Annotated in this window: 14 protein-coding genes; 5 read left to right on the forward strand and 9 right to left on the reverse strand. The window is 55.8% G+C overall.

Annotated elements, in window-relative coordinates; translation table 11 throughout:
• Nucleotides 1–38: 38 nt before the first annotated feature.
• Together iscR and trmJ are read right to left on the reverse strand one after the other, a co-directional pair.
• Nucleotides 39–515 (reverse strand): Fe-S cluster assembly transcriptional regulator IscR, encoded by a 477-nt coding sequence (gene iscR / locus ACJJI0_RS10795; RefSeq protein ID WP_252084806.1) that lies wholly within the window; start codon nucleotides 513–515, stop codon nucleotides 39–41.
• A 106-nt stretch (nucleotides 516–621) separates the two neighbouring features.
• Nucleotides 622–1,413 carry a tRNA (cytosine(32)/uridine(32)-2'-O)-methyltransferase TrmJ gene (gene trmJ, locus ACJJI0_RS10800; RefSeq protein ID WP_444885875.1) on the reverse strand — a complete coding sequence of 264 codons (792 nt, stop codon included), beginning with the start codon at nucleotides 1,411–1,413 and terminating at the stop codon, nucleotides 622–624.
• Nucleotides 1,414–1,548: 135 nt separating this feature from the next.
• Here trmJ and ACJJI0_RS10805 point away from each other — a divergent pair, with 135 nt between their 5' ends.
• Nucleotides 1,549–2,352 (forward strand): inositol monophosphatase family protein, encoded by an 804-nt coding sequence (locus ACJJI0_RS10805; RefSeq protein WP_252084804.1) that lies wholly within the window; start codon nucleotides 1,549–1,551, stop codon nucleotides 2,350–2,352.
• 51 nt (nucleotides 2,353–2,403) lie between these two features.
• On the opposite strand, the gene ACJJI0_RS10810 is transcribed toward ACJJI0_RS10805, so the two are convergent.
• Nucleotides 2,404–4,407, reverse strand: a complete 2,004-nt coding sequence (locus ACJJI0_RS10810) for a hybrid sensor histidine kinase/response regulator (RefSeq protein ID WP_444885876.1) — start codon at nucleotides 4,405–4,407, stop codon at nucleotides 2,404–2,406.
• A 571-nt stretch (nucleotides 4,408–4,978) separates the two neighbouring features.
• Between ACJJI0_RS10810 and ACJJI0_RS10815 the strand changes: the two genes are divergently transcribed.
• Nucleotides 4,979–5,302, forward strand: coding sequence for a hypothetical protein (locus ACJJI0_RS10815; RefSeq protein ID WP_444885877.1), 324 nt, complete (start codon nucleotides 4,979–4,981; stop codon nucleotides 5,300–5,302).
• A 172-nt stretch (nucleotides 5,303–5,474) separates the two neighbouring features.
• Nucleotides 5,475–6,635 carry an acyl-CoA desaturase gene (locus ACJJI0_RS10820; RefSeq protein WP_444885878.1) on the forward strand — a complete coding sequence of 387 codons (1,161 nt, stop codon included), beginning with the start codon at nucleotides 5,475–5,477 and terminating at the stop codon, nucleotides 6,633–6,635.
• A 52-nt stretch (nucleotides 6,636–6,687) separates the two neighbouring features.
• On the opposite strand, the gene ACJJI0_RS10825 is transcribed toward ACJJI0_RS10820, so the two are convergent.
• The 6 genes from ACJJI0_RS10825 to ACJJI0_RS10850 form a co-directional block, all read right to left on the reverse strand.
• Nucleotides 6,688–7,692, reverse strand: a complete 1,005-nt coding sequence (locus ACJJI0_RS10825; RefSeq protein ID WP_252084800.1) for an alpha-L-glutamate ligase-like protein — start codon at nucleotides 7,690–7,692, stop codon at nucleotides 6,688–6,690.
• Nucleotides 7,693–7,701: 9 nt separating this feature from the next.
• Nucleotides 7,702–9,234 carry an inactive transglutaminase family protein gene (locus ACJJI0_RS10830; RefSeq protein WP_252084799.1) on the reverse strand — a complete coding sequence of 511 codons (1,533 nt, stop codon included), beginning with the start codon at nucleotides 9,232–9,234 and terminating at the stop codon, nucleotides 7,702–7,704.
• Nucleotides 9,235–9,289: 55 nt separating this feature from the next.
• Nucleotides 9,290–9,982, reverse strand: a complete 693-nt coding sequence (locus ACJJI0_RS10835; RefSeq protein ID WP_444885879.1) for an ATP-dependent zinc protease family protein — start codon at nucleotides 9,980–9,982, stop codon at nucleotides 9,290–9,292.
• 283 nt (nucleotides 9,983–10,265) lie between these two features.
• Nucleotides 10,266–10,589, reverse strand: a complete 324-nt coding sequence (locus tag ACJJI0_RS10840; RefSeq protein WP_444885880.1) for a YqcC family protein — start codon at nucleotides 10,587–10,589, stop codon at nucleotides 10,266–10,268.
• A 105-nt stretch (nucleotides 10,590–10,694) separates the two neighbouring features.
• The gene (dinG, locus tag ACJJI0_RS10845; RefSeq protein ID WP_444885881.1) at nucleotides 10,695–12,833 is read right to left on the reverse strand and encodes an ATP-dependent DNA helicase DinG; all 2,139 of its coding nucleotides are present in this window, start codon (nucleotides 12,831–12,833) and stop codon (nucleotides 10,695–10,697) included.
• Nucleotides 12,834–12,948: 115 nt separating this feature from the next.
• Nucleotides 12,949–14,118, reverse strand: coding sequence for a 1-acyl-sn-glycerol-3-phosphate acyltransferase (locus ACJJI0_RS10850; protein ID WP_252084795.1), 1,170 nt, complete (start codon nucleotides 14,116–14,118; stop codon nucleotides 12,949–12,951).
• Between the two features lie 327 nt (nucleotides 14,119–14,445).
• Here ACJJI0_RS10850 and nhaC point away from each other — a divergent pair, with 327 nt between their 5' ends.
• Entirely contained in the window at nucleotides 14,446–15,951 is a 1,506-nt protein-coding gene (nhaC, locus tag ACJJI0_RS10855; protein WP_444885882.1) for a Na+/H+ antiporter NhaC, read from the forward strand.
• Nucleotides 15,944–17,020: a DUF3549 family protein gene (locus ACJJI0_RS10860; protein ID WP_444885883.1), complete on the forward strand. Its 1,077-nt coding sequence runs from the start codon at nucleotides 15,944–15,946 to the stop codon at nucleotides 17,018–17,020. The genes nhaC and ACJJI0_RS10860 overlap by 8 nt, the downstream gene beginning before the upstream one ends.
• The last annotated feature ends 73 nt before the right edge of the window (nucleotides 17,021–17,093 follow it).

Below are 17,093 nucleotides of genomic sequence, written 5' to 3' on the forward strand. Positions count from 1 at the left end.
CTCAAATATTCCGCTTTGGCCACAGTTGTGACCGATATTTACAAGCCGCCGAGTACGGCGACCCGCTCTTCCGGCGCTTCGCGCATATCCTGGCGGCGTGCCACTTCCTGTACCTCGGCGCGAGACACCAAGTTGGCCAGGCTGATTCCGCTCAGGAAACCGTGAATCTGATCACTCAGGTCTGACCAGAGGTAATGGGTCAGACATTGTTCGCCATTGGCGCAATCGGCGTTGCCGCCACAGCTGGTGGCATCCACCGATTCATTGACTGCATCAATGATCTGAGCCACAAAAATTTCTTCGCCATCGCGGGCTAGACGATAACCACCGCCGGGGCCGCGCACACTGGACACCAGTCCGGATTGCCGCAGGCGGGAAAATAACTGTTCCAGATAGGACAGGGAGATGCCCTGCCGTTTGGAAATATCTGCCAAGCTGATCGGCCCACGCTCTGCATGCAACGCCAGATCCAGCATGGCGGTTACCGCATAGCGGCCTTTGGTTGTTAAACGCATACCAGCTCCCAACTGATGAACAGCCCTTTTCCGATCGGGGCGCGAGTATGAAATAACCCAGCACCTTAGTCAAGTATATAACCAAGCAAAGTACTCGGGTACTCAACTAGTCTGGGCGCCCCTTGCCACCAGAGCGGTGAATATAGTTCTGGATGGAGGTGAGCATGCCGCGCAGGATACCCAGCTCCATATCATCCGGGCGCACACGGCTGTACAGCCTACGCAGTCGGGTCATAGTCTGGCGAGGGTTATCCGGATCGATAAAGCCCAGTTCACCTAAAGCTTGCTGGAGGTGCTCAAAATAGAGCTCCATATCGCTGGCTTTGGACGGTGGGCGATCCCAGTCTGCATAACTCACAGGCTCGCCTTTCTCTGCTTCCAGCGCCGCCATACGCACCTCATAAGAAAGCACCTGTACGGCGGTCGCCAGGTTTAGAGAGCTGTACTCGGGGTTGGCCGGAATATGCACATGGTAATTGCACGCCTGAAGCTCTTCATTGGTCAGGCCGCGGTCTTCGCGACCAAACACCAGCGCCACCGGGTGGCTGGAGGCCTCGGCCACTGCGCGCTCACCGCACTGGCGCGGTGTCAGCAGAGGCCAGGGAATACGTCGCTCGCGGGCACTGGTGGCCACCACCAGGCCGCAATCCGCCACCGCCTCTTCCAGAGTGTCCACTACTACTGCACTGTCGAGCAGCTCCGCCGCACCAGCGGCGCGCCATACGGCATTGGCCGCAGGGAATTCCCGCGGTGCAACCAGATAGAGCTGGCTCAGGCCCATATTCTTCAGGGCGCGCGCCGCGCCGCCAATATTTCCTGGGTGGGCACTGTTAACCAGAACCACACGCACATTGTCGAGCGCACTGAGCGGAGTCGTGTCTAATGGGGACTTGGCCATACTGAAAGTAATAATTCGGTGTCATGGGGGCGCGCGAGTGTAGCAAAAAGGAGCGGGAATCCATACAATCGCGTCCGCTGCGGTTAACCCGCGGTCTGCTTTTTAACCACTTCAACCACTTAGTGCGGAATAGTTATGGAACCCATGCTAAATATTGCCCTGCGCGCGGCGCGCAAGGCCGGAGAATTGATCGAACGGGCCTGGGAGCGCGGCGACCTGATGAAATTCGAGGAAAAGGCGCGCAACGATTTCGTCACCGAAGTGGACAAGGCCAGCGAACAGGAGATTATTTATCACCTGCGCAAAGCCTACCCCAAGCACAGCATCCGCGCTGAAGAGAGCGGCCTGATCGAAGGTGCCGAGCCCGACTACGAGTGGATTATCGACCCCCTCGATGGCACCACCAACTTTATCCACGGCGTACCCCAGTTTGCGGTATCTATCGCCTGCCGCTATCGCGGCCGCATTGAGCACGCGGTGGTACTCGACCCGATTAAGCGCGAAGAATTCACCGCGAGCCGCGGTCGCGGCGCGGCCCTTAACGGCCGTCGCATCCGCGTTTCCCCCCGCCAGGGCCTGCGCGGCGCTCTAATTGGCACCGGCCTACCCTTCAATGGCCCCGCTCTGGAAAACATCGACCCCTACCTGGGCGCTTTGAAAGAGATCGCCGGGCAGACCGCCGGCATCCGCCGCCCCGGCGCCGCCGCACTGGACCTGGCCTATGTAGCGGCCGGGCGCTTCGACGGTTTCTGGGAGATGTATCTGAATACCTGGGATATCGCTGCAGGCTCGCTACTGGTCAAAGAGGCCGGCGGTTTAATCAGCGACTTCCGCGGTGGAGAGGACTACCTGGAATCCGGCAATCTGGTCTGTGCCACCCCCAAAGTCTTCAAGCCGCTGGTGCAGATCGTCGGTAAGCACCTGGGCTCCGTGCGCTAAGCTTCATTCTTCACTGGCCCGGCGACTGCCGGGCCAGCTGTTACGGTGCCGCTAAACTGACCGACCGGCCCGCCCAAGGGTTTCCGCCAGCACACGCGACAACTGCATAAAGTCAAACTCTGCCGGCAGTGCCGGATAGTTCTCCCCACTGGGTTTTTCACCAACCAGTACAAAGCGCATGGCTCTGGTGGCGATATCCTCCTGCAAAATAGAGATTAGGTCCGCAGCGGACATGCCCGGCACCTCACTGTGAAACAACAGTACATCGGGACGCTGCGTTCGCGCGATAAAAATTGCCTCCACCACATCGGTGGCAATCAGGCACTGAACCTGGGGACTCTCCTTCAGCATTTCCTTTAGCTGGTCGGCCGCAGCAGGGCGGTTATCCACAAGTAACACGCGCCCCTCCGGCAACTGCGGAGGCTCCTGTGGATGAGCGGAAAAGCTCATAAGGGCATCGGGCGCATCGATCATAGGGAATTCGATCCAGAAAACTGAGCCCTGCCCCTCCTGACTATCAAAGTCGATTCGCCCACCCATAGCCTCGGTGAGCCGCTTGGCAATTGCCAGACCCACGCCGGTCCCCTCTATATGGCCCTTTTCCTCCCCCAAACGATTAAAGGGCTCGAACACCTCGCTGCGCCGATCCGGAGAAATGCCCTTACCGGTATCGAGAATACTTAAGCGCAGCCAGCCCTCTGCCTGAGGAGTAAAATTAATAATAACCCTGCCGTTATCCCGATTGTATTTCACTGCATTGCCGGCGAGGTTTAGAACCACCTGTTTGTAACGAACTGGGTCTGCGCAGATATAGGCGGATTCCCAGCCGAGAGGCTCGTAGACCAGACTGACCCGGCGGGTCTCCGCCAGTGGTTCCAGCAGGCGCTTACATTCGGCCACTAATTCCACCGGGCGCACCGATTCCATTGAGGGGCCGAGCCGCCGACTGTCGATACGGGCGAGCTCCAGCACATCCCCCACCAGGTGCAATAGGTGTTGACCCGCTCGGCGAATCTCCCCCAGCCGCTGGCGTTGGTCGGAATTCAAGCTCTGATCCAACTCCACCATTTGGCTGTATCCCAAAATGGCGTTGAGAGGGGTCCGCAGCTCATGGCTCAGGCTGAACAAAAGATCGGCTCGATGGGCATTTTCCTCGCGCTGCTGGTGCAACTCCCGTTCCAGCCGCGCCTGGCTCTCACGTCCAGCGCTAACATCCTGCAAAACCCCGAACACCCGCACCGGTTGACCGCGGCTGTCCAGTTGGGCCTTGCCGCGACAGCGAACCCAAACCAAGCTGCCATCGGAGCGCCACAGGCGGAATTCCACATCCAGGGGCAGCCGGTCGCGCACATGGTCCAACATCGATTGTTCCACCCTGGCTATATCCTCGGTGAGAATACGCGCTTTCCATTGCTCCGCAGCAGAGCGCCCAATACTGCGAATCGGGCTCACCTCGTAGCCAAGAATCCCCCAACAGGCGTCATCGAGTACCATTTCATCGGCTCGTAAATCCCATTCCCACAAACCATCTCCCACCCCGGACAACGCCTGCAGTGGCCGCTCACTGGGTAGATTGGTCAGATAGCGCTGCGAAAGTGCCTCGCTATAATCGGCACAAGTGCCAATCGCGATCACCTCGCTGCCATCGGCACTGGTGGTAGCCCGGCCACAAAAGCGCAGCCAGCGCATTTGTCCGGAGATGTCGTAGGCGCGAAAAGCGATGTCGAAGTAGCCACCCTCGCTGGCGATCCTTTTGCGTAACGCAAAAATGCGGTGACGCTCATCAGAATGCACCGGATGCAACTCGGCGCCAGACCACAGACCCTGAAGGGCGCGATCAGCACTATCGGCAAACAAATGCCAGATATCCCCCTGAGCGCGCTGGGCGCCACTATTTAGGTGCCACTCCCACAGGCCGCAATCCACATCCATCATCAGCCCCTGCAGGCGACCGGTTTGGTGTGTGAGCTCCAGAACATCCAGAGAGTGCAACTCCTCTGGAGTTGCCAGCAGGAAAGGGAGATGGGGCGGAACGGGGTTCTGAAATTCGGACACGCTTAACTCGATTCGTTGGCATTGCTGGCAAAAAAAGGGCATTTATACCTAGGCGCGAAAAGGGCGTCTATTTACCAAGCATTAGTGCCAATCAGAATTCCACACAGAGTCACAAAAATAAAATTTTTTTCGAGCGGGAGCGCTTGGAAATAGGGATAGAAGAATAAAAAAGGCCCCGCAAAGCGGGGCCATAATCAGCGATGATGAGAGAAAACGGGGAGTTCCTCATTGGAAACGGTTTGCCATAACCCCATGCAAACTCCCCGAAGTACGGGTCATGCGTCCCGTACGCTTCTAATACTGCAATCGGTATGCCAACTTCTCGTAGGATTTTGCGGTGGCCGATCTCTTTTTTTTCCTGGCGACCAAGCAATATGAACCAACAAGTGCCAAAAAACCTAAATATCGCACCAAAAAGAGGCGCAACCTGCCAAGGACAGCAACCACTAGAGGCCTGATGTAAAAAAATCCCTCTGAGAAATTCTGTGCGCCACTAGATTGGATGATCCAAAAACATCCCTTAGGTAGAAAAAACTACAACAATGCCAAAGGCCTTTAGCAGGACGACATTGTGATGAGGCAACACCACCACTATGTGCCGATCACCGCCAGTATGAACTTTGCTTTCGGCCTAATCCTCGGTCTGATTACCGGAGATATTGTCGCCATGTTTTTGCTGGCAGGTGTTTTGCGCATGGTAATCAATCACCATGCCGCCTTCTCTCTCAATTCAATGGGGCACCACTGGGGCAAAAGAAAATTCAGGGCGATATTGCGGCCCTGGACAACTCTGTTATCCATGCTTTTGCTTTTGCCGAGGGCTATCACAACTCCCATCACGCCTTTCCCGCGAAAGGGTCTCAGCTGGCTGGGCAGCACTTGGCAGTATGGATGACGGTAAAAAGCCCACTGCGCCTCCTCAAAATAATTATCTATATTCTCTGTGTAGCGTCGTATTGGTAATTGGAAATTATCCCCAGAAATACACCGCCAAATAACATCATAGAAAAACTGCGCCACTAACTATACGGGGCTTCCCGAGGCCGTTTCACAAACAGGCTCGAATTATGAATACTGCTTCACCAACATCCACAACTAAGCGCAAATGCTTTTGGGTTCCCACAGTGCTGTTTGCCAGTACAGGTTTCCTGGCCCTGACCGCCGTGCCCATCTACGGGCTGATGGTTGGATATCACTGGTACCAGTGGCTCGCCTTCGCTCTATTAGCCGCCTTGTGCAGTCTCTCGGTAACAGCAGGCAATCACCGGCTCTGGTCCCACAGAAGCTATAAAGCCCACTGGTCTCTACGCCTGTTCTTTGCCTTGTTCAGCGCGGCTGCCCTACAAAACTCCACCCTGACCTGGAGCGCTGCGCACCGCTTGCACCACCGCCATATTGATGACAATGATCGCGATCCCTACTCAGCAATGCGCGGCTTCTGGTTTTCACATATCGACTGGATGATGCACGAATATCCAAGCAGCCACTTGGATTATAAAAATGTCGGGGATCTAAAGCGCGACAAGATCGTGATGTGGCAACACAATCACTATATCCCCATCACCCTCAGTATGAACCTGGGCATTCCTTTAGCGCTTGGGCTTCTCACCGGCGATGTGATCGGCATGCTATTACTCGCAGGAATACTCCGTATCGTAGTCAACCACCACACAACTTTTTTGGTCAACTCCCTGGCGCACATGTGGGGCAAACGCCCCTACAAAAACGATATCAGTGCGCGAGATAATATCTTCCTGAACTTGTTGGTTTTCGGTGAGGGATACCACAACTACCACCACGCCTTTCCTGCGGATTATCGCAATGGCGTTGGCTGGTTTGCATACGACCCAACTAAATGGATGATCAAGCTATTCAGTTGGATCGGTATTACCAACGACCTGAAAACCCCCTCAGCGGTACAAATACAGAAAGCCAAACTGTCGGTGCAGTTCAGCCAGGCGGAGGAGAAGCTCGGAGGCAGCGCACACCGGGAGGACTGGTTAAAACTATTGGAGAACGAGGCCATACAATTCGCCAGGGCTCTGGAAAACTGGAAAAACCTGCAGTTACAGCGCGCCCAGTGCCGCGGGGATAAGATCGCGGAGAAGTGGCGTTCGCTGGCAATTCAAAATAAGGTTAAGGAGTTAGAGTTCGGCTTGAAAATGCAGAGCCGGCGTCTGAGTAGACTGATAAAGCAGTGCCAGACGGACTCAGCCACATCCTCCTAACAGTGCTGCGAAAATACTGGAAAATCGCAATAGGCAACTGCCTTCGAGTGGGTTAAAGGGTTTTTTCCGCGGCGAATTCACGCATGGAATACGCCACCCGCTCGTCCACCCCTTTCTCGAGCATCTCTTCATCCAGCCCCTCGATAAAGCGCAGACGCTGGCGCAGACCCACACCGTTAGCTACCTGTATTGCGAGACCGGGACGAGCATTGGCTTCGAGTAATAGCGGACCGCGCTCGCGATCCAAGACGATATCGCAACCGAGATAGCCGAGACCGGTCATTTCATAACAGCTCGCCGCCAGACGCACCAGATCGTACCAACCCGGAACCTTCAGCTCACCGAAAGACATCTTGGTATCCGGGTGGTGCTGGATGCGTAGGCCGCGCTGTACAGCGTGGCAGCTCTTGCCTGTGGCCAGGTCGATACCCACTCCTACAGCGCCTTGGTGCAGATTGGCTTTACCATCGGAGCTATGGGTAGAACAGCGCAGCATTGCCATCACCGGAAAACCGCGAAACACAATCACGCGAATATCCGGTACTCCCTCAAAAGAGTAATCCTGAAACACCGGGTCAAAATCCACCAGAGCCTCCACCATTACCCGGTCAGGCTTGCCGCCGAGGCTGTAGAGGCCACTGTGGATATTGTTAACGTGACGCAGAATATCCAGGGCTTCAACTTCAGAGCCGGAAATCTTCTTGTACTTATCCCCATCGCGACCGGCAATGACCAGGATACCTTTGCCCCCCGAACCGCGTGCGGGCTTGATTACAAACTTCCACAAGGGATCGATCACTTCCATCACGCGCTTGCGGCTGGCCGGAGTTTCAAAGGCCGCGATCAATTCCGGCACTGGTATGCCTGCGCGCTTGGCCGCTCGCTTAGTGTTCAGCTTGTCGTCGACAATTGGGAATTTTTCCCGATCGTTGTAGCGCGCAATGTAATTGATATTACGTGCATTCATCCCGAGTATGCCCATCTCATTCAGGGCCATCGGCGAAACCATACCACCGCGAACCTTGTTGATGATGTGCTTGAATGAAAATTGAAGCATCGCAACCCCCTACTTAATCAGAGGCCGGAAACGCATCAGCTCGCTGAGGCGATAACCGGTGTAGTTACCCACAACCAGGATAAAGGCCAACAACACCAGCAACAGCTCGGGGAAATTAAAGGTCCAGTGTTCCACATAGCGGTTAGTCATCACCCACCAGGCCAAAACAGCCACCAGCAGGCTACCGCCGGCCTGTACAATTACCTCGTAGGGGCCATCCTCCTCCCAAACGATGGACATGCGCTCAATGGTCCAGGCCAAAATAATCATCGGGAAGAAGGTCACCGTCAGTGCCTGCTCAATTCCGAGCTTATAACTGACCACACTGATCACCCCCATAATGAGCACCACCGTGACTACCACGGCGGCGATCCTCGACACAAGGAGCAAATTGAGCCGACTCAAGTAGAAACGCACCCACAATCCGAGCACCAGGATCAATACAAAAATTGATAGCCCTGTGAGCAGCTGAGTTTCAATAAAGGCTATTGCCAGGAGTACCGGCATAAAGGTACCGGAGGTGCGCAAGCCGACAAAGATGCGCAGCAGCACCACCACCAGGGCACCTACCGGCACCAGTAAAATCAATTTAAAGATACTTTGTTGCTCAATGGGCAGGCTGTAGATGGAGAAATCCACCAGTGCCTCTTTTTCGCCCTTTGTGCTACGCATGGAGACATCCCGTGCAGGCACGTCATTGGAAATGACCGAGAAAGTCACCTGCGAATTGCGGCCACCCTCCAGGTCCAGCAGACTCTTGCCACCGCGCTGCCAGATAAAGAAGTTTTCTGGAATTCCGGGCAAGCCGCTGCTTGGCTCGAAAACAATCCAGCGCTGACCATCGTAAACTTCGAGCAGATCCTCTGGAGCAAGGCGGCGACGGTCGTCCTCAAGGTAGAGGCCGCGGATGCGATGCGCTGGAATATCGGCGGTGGCCAGCATCAGCAGAGCGACATCCACCAGGGATTTATCGGTGTAGTGGCGGAAGACCAGGTTGCGATCCTGGTTACCATCGTCGTTCAGCTCAAACAGCAATTGAGTGGTGAAAGATTCCACGTCGGAGGAGCGCTCGCGGGCCTGCTTAACCAACGAATCAATCGCCAGGCGCACGGCTTCTTGCTCCCGTGCACCGAGGAAAGGTTTCTGTACCTGGGTGCTGAGATTCAAAGGCTGTTCGAGCGCCGCACCGGGAGTCTGGTACACATCCAAGCGATAGAACAGGGACTGGGGCCCCTCGGCGGAGCGGCGCGTCCAAACTGCCCGATACTCATCATTTTCCCGGGCGATAAAAAAGCCAAAACCGGAGGAACTGAAAGTCTCGCCGAGGATTTCCATATTGCGTTGCTCACGGGGCAAAGTCAGCGCAGCTTTTACCGGGCCGCCCTCCGCATCAAAACCCACTTTGGCCTCAATGGTCCAGACAGTACGGTATTCACCCGGCAGCAGAGGAAAACCTAATTCGAAATGTTTGTAAGCGGTGAGACCCGCCCCGATCAATGCGAGCAATGCCGCAATAACATAAACTTGAACGCGCGGCGACATTCGCCCTTCCCCGTAACTCTAGGGTTCCAAAAGGAACCTAATCTTAATAAGCGGCCTATTTGTTCCCGAACACCCGAGGCTGCCCTTGGATATTGCGCCGGCTCACATCGACAACCGCGGCATCTTTGAGGAAATTGCGTCCCAGCACCATCACAATATCGTTGCGGCCCTCATCCGTCAGACTGACCTCAACCATATGAGTAACCTCACCCACAGTGAGATTCATCTCCACTACCGGGCGACGCTGGCTCGGGAAACCAATACGGTTCGCACGGATATGGCGTTTGATGGGCAGTTCGATGGGAGAAGTTTCGGCCTTACCATCCACTTCCGGCAGTGCCAGCTGAATTCTGATCCAGTCCTCACCATCGCGCTCAAAGCGTGTCAGTGTCTGGGCACGCAGGGTGGTTGTCGGCGCACCGGTATCCACCACAGACTCAACAACCAGACCGGAGGGCTCGATAGAGATTTTCTCCACCGCTCCTAGTACCAGTTTGTCCTTGGCGACGGGCACTTCGACTACTTTTTCAAGGGTTCGTTCGATGACTTTTTCAACGACCCTGACCTCTGGCTCTGCGCAGATCACCTCCACAGGCTCTGGGCACTGGAGTATTTCGCCCTGAGATTGGCCCGATTGTGCAGTAGAGGGTTCTGCCCCTTGCTGGCTCTGTGCGGGGTACATCAGCGACTGACAGCCCAGCAATAACTGGACCGCGACCAATAACCACAGAAGGGAAAATTTCTGCATCCTAACGATTACCTCTAGCCCCATTAGCATTCCAATCCGACCGCACTGTCTTCGCAGCGTTCACGGTAGCAAGCGCAGAAATTCCTCCCAACGCAAGCAAAAGGCCGATATTAGCCTATGAAAGAGCTTGGTGAACAGGGATGTTCCTAGAGTCGAGCGATGCAAGCGCCACAATGTGACACGCGCCAGATCTTGAGAATTTGACGGCCAACCGTGAATCGTTATAGCTAACAAAGTAGATGAAAGCGAGGTGGGGCGCCCAGTGGACGCCAGAGAGGAGGACTCAGCCGCGCTGCAGGCGCTCGTCGATGCCCTTGAGAATCTTGATCAGAGGCTCAGCGCCTCCCCTCTCTTTGAAGAACTCTTCCGCGATTGGCGCTATGCCACACTGTTGCGGTAGGGGCATCTGCCCCTCAATTAGCTGGCGCATACGCGGCAAAAAGATGAATTGCAGCCACTGCGGCAGAGTCAGGGTATCTACACAGAAAGGTTCCCTGCTGGCTAAGGCTTCCGCTGTTGGGGCCTCCTCCTGCCACAGGGCCATGCGGCGCAACTCGGCTTCGAGCTGTAACAATTGATCGGCGACTTCAGAGTAAATAGCTTGCATAGATCCAATCCCTAAACCGCCCTGCCGGGCAGCTTGTAATCCCAGTGCCCCTGGCAGGAATTCCAAACCTGTAGACGAAAATGGGGCACACCAAAGAGTAAGAGGTTATTCGATATGGCGGTTAAAAGGCGGCAGTGAATTGAGAATCGCCTGGCCGTAGCGACGGCTCACTACACGGCGATCCAGCAGGGTGACTGTTCCACTATCCCCTTCCGCACGCAACAAACGACCGCAGGCCTGTACCAGTTTCAGGGCTGCATCCGGCACGGTGATCTGCATAAATGGATTGCCACCCTTGGCCTCAATCCATTCTGCCAAGGCCGCCTCAATTGGGTCATCGGGCACCGCGAAAGGCAACTTGGCAATCACCACATGCCTGCAGTAATCCCCAGGCAAATCCAGGCCCTCGGCAAAACTGGCAAGACCAAACAACACACTGCTGCCACCACCATCGACGATTTCACGGTGTGAGTCGAGTAAATGCTGACGGGACTGCTGCCCCTGCATCAGGATGCGGTTGCGCCAGGTACCGGGCAGTGCCTCGTAGACCGTCTCCATCTGGCGGCGAGAGGAGAAGAGTACCAGGGAACCACCTGAGTCCTTGAGCAACTCCGGCAGAGCATCAATCACCGCATCGGTGTGCTGGTCCGCATTACCTGCATCCACGGCACAAGCGGGAACCTGCAGAGTGGCTCTGGAAAAATCAAAGGGACTGGGAACCACTTGGTAGCTGGCATTTTCCGGGGTACCGGCACGCATACGCAGGCGGTCAAACTTGCCCAGTGCGGTGAGCGTCGCGGAGGTAAGCACCGCACCGTAGCAGCGCCGCCAAAGGCTGTAATCCAAAGTCTTGCCGGCCAGGATGGGCGAGCTGCACACCTCGAAATCGGTCGAACCACCCCAATCCACCAGAGTAACCCAGCGCGCCTGAGGCAAGGCCCCATCGGCATCTGCGCGGGCATAGTTGGCCCAGAGCAACAAATTGGCCTCGGCACGCCCATACCAGCTGCCTAGCTGCGGGTACCAACGCTCTAGATCTACAATAGGCACCGGAGAGTGGGCGTCCTCAAGCATACGCTGGGCCGTTTGCAACATTTTGCCGAACAGCCCCTCCAGCTCGTCAAAATCCTCGCGCAACTTTTCCGCCAGCTGCATCATGGAATCCGGCACCACTCCACCCTCGAAGCGGTGTCGAGTGGTATTACCCCGCTCATCCTCAAATTCGCACAATTCCTCAATCAGCGGCCACATTTGCTCCAAGCCCTGTTTGGCAGAGGTGAGCACCGCCGGTAGCTGCTCACCACAGCGATCCAGTTCGGCACCATCGCCGATCTCTCCCAACATCTGGCCAAGGGCCTTGTTGGCTTGGTCGAGCCAACCGGTGGAGGCGCCGACACGGCTGTGATGGGAGAAGTGATTGAGGGCCTTGTCCGGCAGGTGATGGGCCTCGTCGAGCACGTAAATCGTCTCTTCTGGGGGAGGCAATATGGCACCGCCGCCCAGGGCCAGGTCCGCCAGTAACAAATCGTGATTGGCAACAATCACTTGGGTCTTGCCCAAGCTCTCGCGCGCGCGAAAGAAACTGCAATTGGTGACATGGGGGCAGCGACGGCCGCTGCACTGACGGTGATCTGTAGTGATCCGACCCCAGTCATCGGCCTCGATAGTTTCCGGCCAGTTGTCGCGGTCACCATCCCAACGGCCAGAGGTCAGACTGTCAGTCATCTTCTGGTAGAGGGCAACACTATCCTCTCCCACCTGGGGCAGCTCGTCTTCATAGAGTCCCAGAGAGAGGCCGGTACCACTGGCGGAAAAACTGGAGAGTAGTTGATCTAATTTTGACAGGCACAGGTAGCGACCGCGCCCCTTAGCCAGGGTGAACTCAAAGTTGAGGCCACTGTGACGCGCCACTTCAGGCAGGTCCTTGTGGATAATCTGTTCCTGCAAAGCAACTGTGGCAGTGGAAATCACCAGGGTTTTGTCCTGGGCCTGGGCCAGAGGAATGGCGGCAAGTAGATAGGAGACCGTTTTACCGGTACCGGTACCGGCTTCCACCACACAGATATGCTCGCCATCTGTCTTACTGCTGTCGCGCTCGCCACTGGCACTTTGCACAATCGAGCCCAGCGTGCGGGCAATGGCTGCCACCATCAGTTTTTGCCCATAACGGGCCTTGAGGCCACGGCTGGACAGGAATTGGCTGTAGGCAGCCTGGATGGCGGTTTTGTGTTTATCGTTGAGCACGGGGGAGAGTCTATTCGCTAGTGGGTGGCGCAGGGGGCGTTATTATCCACTAAGCGCCCCCTCCTCACCAGCACCGCAGAGGCTGAGTGCCCCTCTTACACTGATTCCAAAACAGTTATTCAAATGCGAGGCGTGAAACTACCGGGTTGGCATAGGCCTGGATCGCCTTTTCCCGCCAACGCTCATCGACCTTGGCCATGCGCGCTTCAAACTTCTCACGGGTCTCCAGGTGTTCACTGGCATCCCAGGGCTTGTGCGGGTAACCCACCGGCAATCCGGACACCTCGCCATAGATCATTTCGTAGGCGATCAGATTCGTGGGATGCAGGGTGTAATTGCCGACAATCTGGCGATCAATCTCTTCAGCGACGCTGTTAACGTCATTGAAATCCGCCTCGATCGGTGTACCAAACGCGGTGTGCACCCGCCCTTTGAAGCCGATCACACCCTTGCCGATGGAGGCCAGATCCTCGTTCTTGGCCTTCTTGTACTCGTCCTTGTGTTCGGTGATGTAGAGTTCCTTGGCTTTCTGGGCATCGCAGGGGTCCCACTCGTAGGAGATGGACAGGGGCACTATGTGCAACTTGCGCCAGAAATCCGCAAAGGGCATATCCCGATCTTTCGTCATGGCGAACATGGCCGCCAAGGCCGGATTAGTACGATCCATACCATCCTTCGCACGCCCGGAGCGCTGCGCGATCCACACATGCTCATTGTCATTCACGATGGAATGGTAGATGTAGTTAGACAGCATTGTCGCCGACTGCAGCTTTTCCCTGCGGGTGCCAGAACTGCGCTTAACGGTAAAGCACTTGTTGAGCTTCATAATATCGCCGGCAAACTGCTTGCCCAGCAGGTTATCGCCGATGGCGATTCGGGAGGTCTCATGCCCCTCCTTGTACATGGACACGATGGCAAAAGCCGGGTCCATGGCAATATCCCGGTGATTGCTTACAAAGAGACAGGCGCGGTCCCGCGGCAGGGTATCCAGCCCGGAAATCGTCAGCCCGGAGGTGGTGCGGCTCACCACCTTGTCGATGTATTTTTCTACAATCGCCTGTACACCACGTACATCGTTCACTTTGCGAAATTCAAAACGCAGGAACTGGCGTACCAGCCAGGCCAGGGGGCCTTCCAGGCGCGCCAGTTTGGGGATCAGGAAATGCGCTACAGCGTGGGACATTTCCGGATCGGCGATCAGCCTGTCCAATACAGCACGCACCTCATCGTCGCGATAAGGGCGCATATCCTCAAATTGAGCGGGGTCTAACTCACTTGCTCTCATGACATCACTACCTGCCGGACCGACTATCTACCCGTGGCCCGGGCTCATTTTATTGTACGGCCACAGGGTAGCCGGGATAAGAAATCGGCGCAGAACATACCGGAAGCCTCGCCGAACTGCTAGCACCTCACCCGACCAGATCGATGACCAAGGCGATGAAAGAACCGTTAGACGGGTCAGTCAGCAAAAAGGTCCTCCTGTCCCAATTGCTATTCAAAGTAGACTTCACCGTCCCAAGCCGGGAGAATAGGAAGGTCAACCGCCGCCGACGGCAAAAACAACGATAACGAATACGGCACAAGCCACGCAGTCAAGCAGGAGTCCACCTTGTCTCAAGCCACCCCCACCAATGAACCGCGCACGCCCAGCCTGCTGGATGCGTTGATCCCCTTGGGGATCCTGGTCGCTCTCTTATCGCTGTCAGTGTACTTCTATGGCGCCGACTCCTCTTACGGCCCCAACCAAATTGCACTGCTGTTGTGCGCCTGTGTAGTTGCGCTGATGGGCATGAAAAATGGCCACAGCTGGAGTGATATGGAAGGCGGCATGCTGCACGGCATCGGCCTGGTATTCGGCGCGATTCTGATACTACTGGCAGTGGGTGCTTTGATCGGCAGTTGGATATTAGCCGGTACCGTGCCGTCGATGATTTATTACGGGGTACAGATACTCTCGCCCCAATGGTTCTACGCCGCCAGTTGTATTATCTGTGCCGTAGTGGGTCTTAGCATCGGCTCCAGCTGGACCACCGCAGGCACACTGGGTGTGGCTCTGATGGGGATTGCCGGTGCTCTTGGCTTGTCCCCGGAAATCACTGCGGGTGCGGTAATTTCCGGCGCCTACTTTGGCGATAAGATGTCGCCGCTATCTGACACGACTAACGTGGCTGCGGCGGTAACATCGAATGATCTGTTCCAGCACATTCGCCATATGATGTCGACCGCGATTCCAGCCTTCGTTATCGCCTTGGTGGTGTTCGCGTATCTCGGCCTCACTTCTGAAGCCAGCACTGCCTCCGCCTCAGATATCGAGTCTTTACTTACCGCCCTGAAGAGCGAATTCAAAATCTCCCTGATCAGCCTGCTGCCTCTGATCTTGCTACTCGCTATGGCCTGGCGCAAAGTCCCCGCCTTCCCCACGTTGATCGTCGGCTCCCTGGTGGGCTGTGCCATCGCATTGATTTTCGAACCGGAGACCGCCCGCCGTCTGGGGGGAGATGAAGGTGCCCTGGCCGCGCTCAAAGGCGCCTGGTACAGCCTGTTCGATGGCTATAAATCCACCTCTACGAATGAGAATGTCGCCGCACTCCTCTCGAAAGGCGGTATGAGCAGCATGCTCAATACCGTGTGGCTGATCACCTCCGCCATGGCCTTCGGTGGCGCCATGGAGCGCGCCGGCTTCCTACAAGTGATTGTCAACTGGACTCTGTCGCGTATTAAAACCGTGGGCGGCTTGGTGACCTCCACCGTATTCACCTGTTTCGGCATGAACGCCGCCGCTGGCGACCAGTACATGGCAATTATTATTCCGGGCCGTATGTTCAGAGAAGCCTTTGAAGAGAAGGGCCTGCATGGGCTAAACCTGTCCCGTACACTGGAGGACTCCGGCACCATCACCTCCGTGCTAATCCCCTGGAATACCTGTGGGGCCTATATGACGGCTACCCTTGGCATTTATACCTTCTCTTACCTACCCTATGCCCTGTTTAACATCATCTGCCCGCTGCTAGCGATCGCCTACGGCTGGTTGCACTTTAAGCAGATGCCGATCTCAGTTGCGGCCACAGCACCCTCCGATAAAAAAGAAGGAAATCTACAAAGCTGTCATGAGTGAAAGCGGTACCCTGAGCGCCCTGATAGAAGAGGCGGACTTTAAATTACGCTGGTTCGATCTGGGCCGGCGTCTTCAATCTGTACCAAAGTCTACAGCCGAGGCTTTCGAGGCGGGCCAAAAAGCCTGGCCTCACCCCTATTTGCGCCAGGCCTGGAGCGGGCTCTTACTGCAGCCCGTTGAGGGTGGTGAACCGGCGGTATGGTTCTTGCGCTTTCCCCTCGATGAGCAGGGCAAGCTACAGCTACAGGCCCGCGATGGCTTGCTGCGCGCCCTGGCCCAAGAGCTGAAGCAGGCGCCCGCTTCGGAATCCGCAGCGCAGCTGGACCAATTACTGCAACAAAGCGGTCTACTTTATACCCCTTCCAACGAGCGCCAAGCTGCATTTCACGCGCACACCCAACGGCTTCTGAAGCGTACACCTAGCGCGCACTATGCAGCAGTACTCGACTATTTTCACAACCCCCAGAAGTCCCGCTGGGATAACCTGGCCCTACAGGGCATTGCCGATCTATCAGCCCGCTGGGACTCCCAGAAAGAGCTTCTGTTAAATCAGTTGCCCCATATTGCTGCGCCAGTTTTTGTCAATCTGTGCCACTGTCTGGAAAATGAAGCGGTCGATCACCAGTTGGTAGAAGTCATCGCCACTCGGGCACGTGACTCTTTACACGATGACACTCCAGATTTCACCCTGATTGCCGCTGCAGTGCGTGGTATCTCTCATTCGCCGGCGCAGGGGTTGCGCAGCACTTTACTGCAAGAAGTTTTAAAGCATCTGGCACAAAAATCATCGAGTGGCACTCAGAGCATCAAGGCCAAGTCTCTAGAGCTTCTCGCTGCCATCGGCAGCCGCTGCCCCCAAGACCTAGAAAATCCACAATTAGCCAAACTCTGGCTCAATGCACTGGCAGATAGTAATAACCAGGATACCTTTAACTTATTGCTCTCTGACTTGATGTTTCTGCCCAAGGTGCGCACCTCTCTACTGAGTACATTACGCGACCCCGAACGGAATGAAACCCTGGCTCAGGCCTTCGGTCATTTCCTTCATGGACCCAAACCCACTCACTAGGGTCTTCAATCTGGCAATGATGTAGCAAAATTTTGGCCTACCTCATTGCCATGTTCACGCCTTATCTTTACAC

Source organism: Microbulbifer mixtoriginis (SeqCode) (assembly GCF_052466695.1).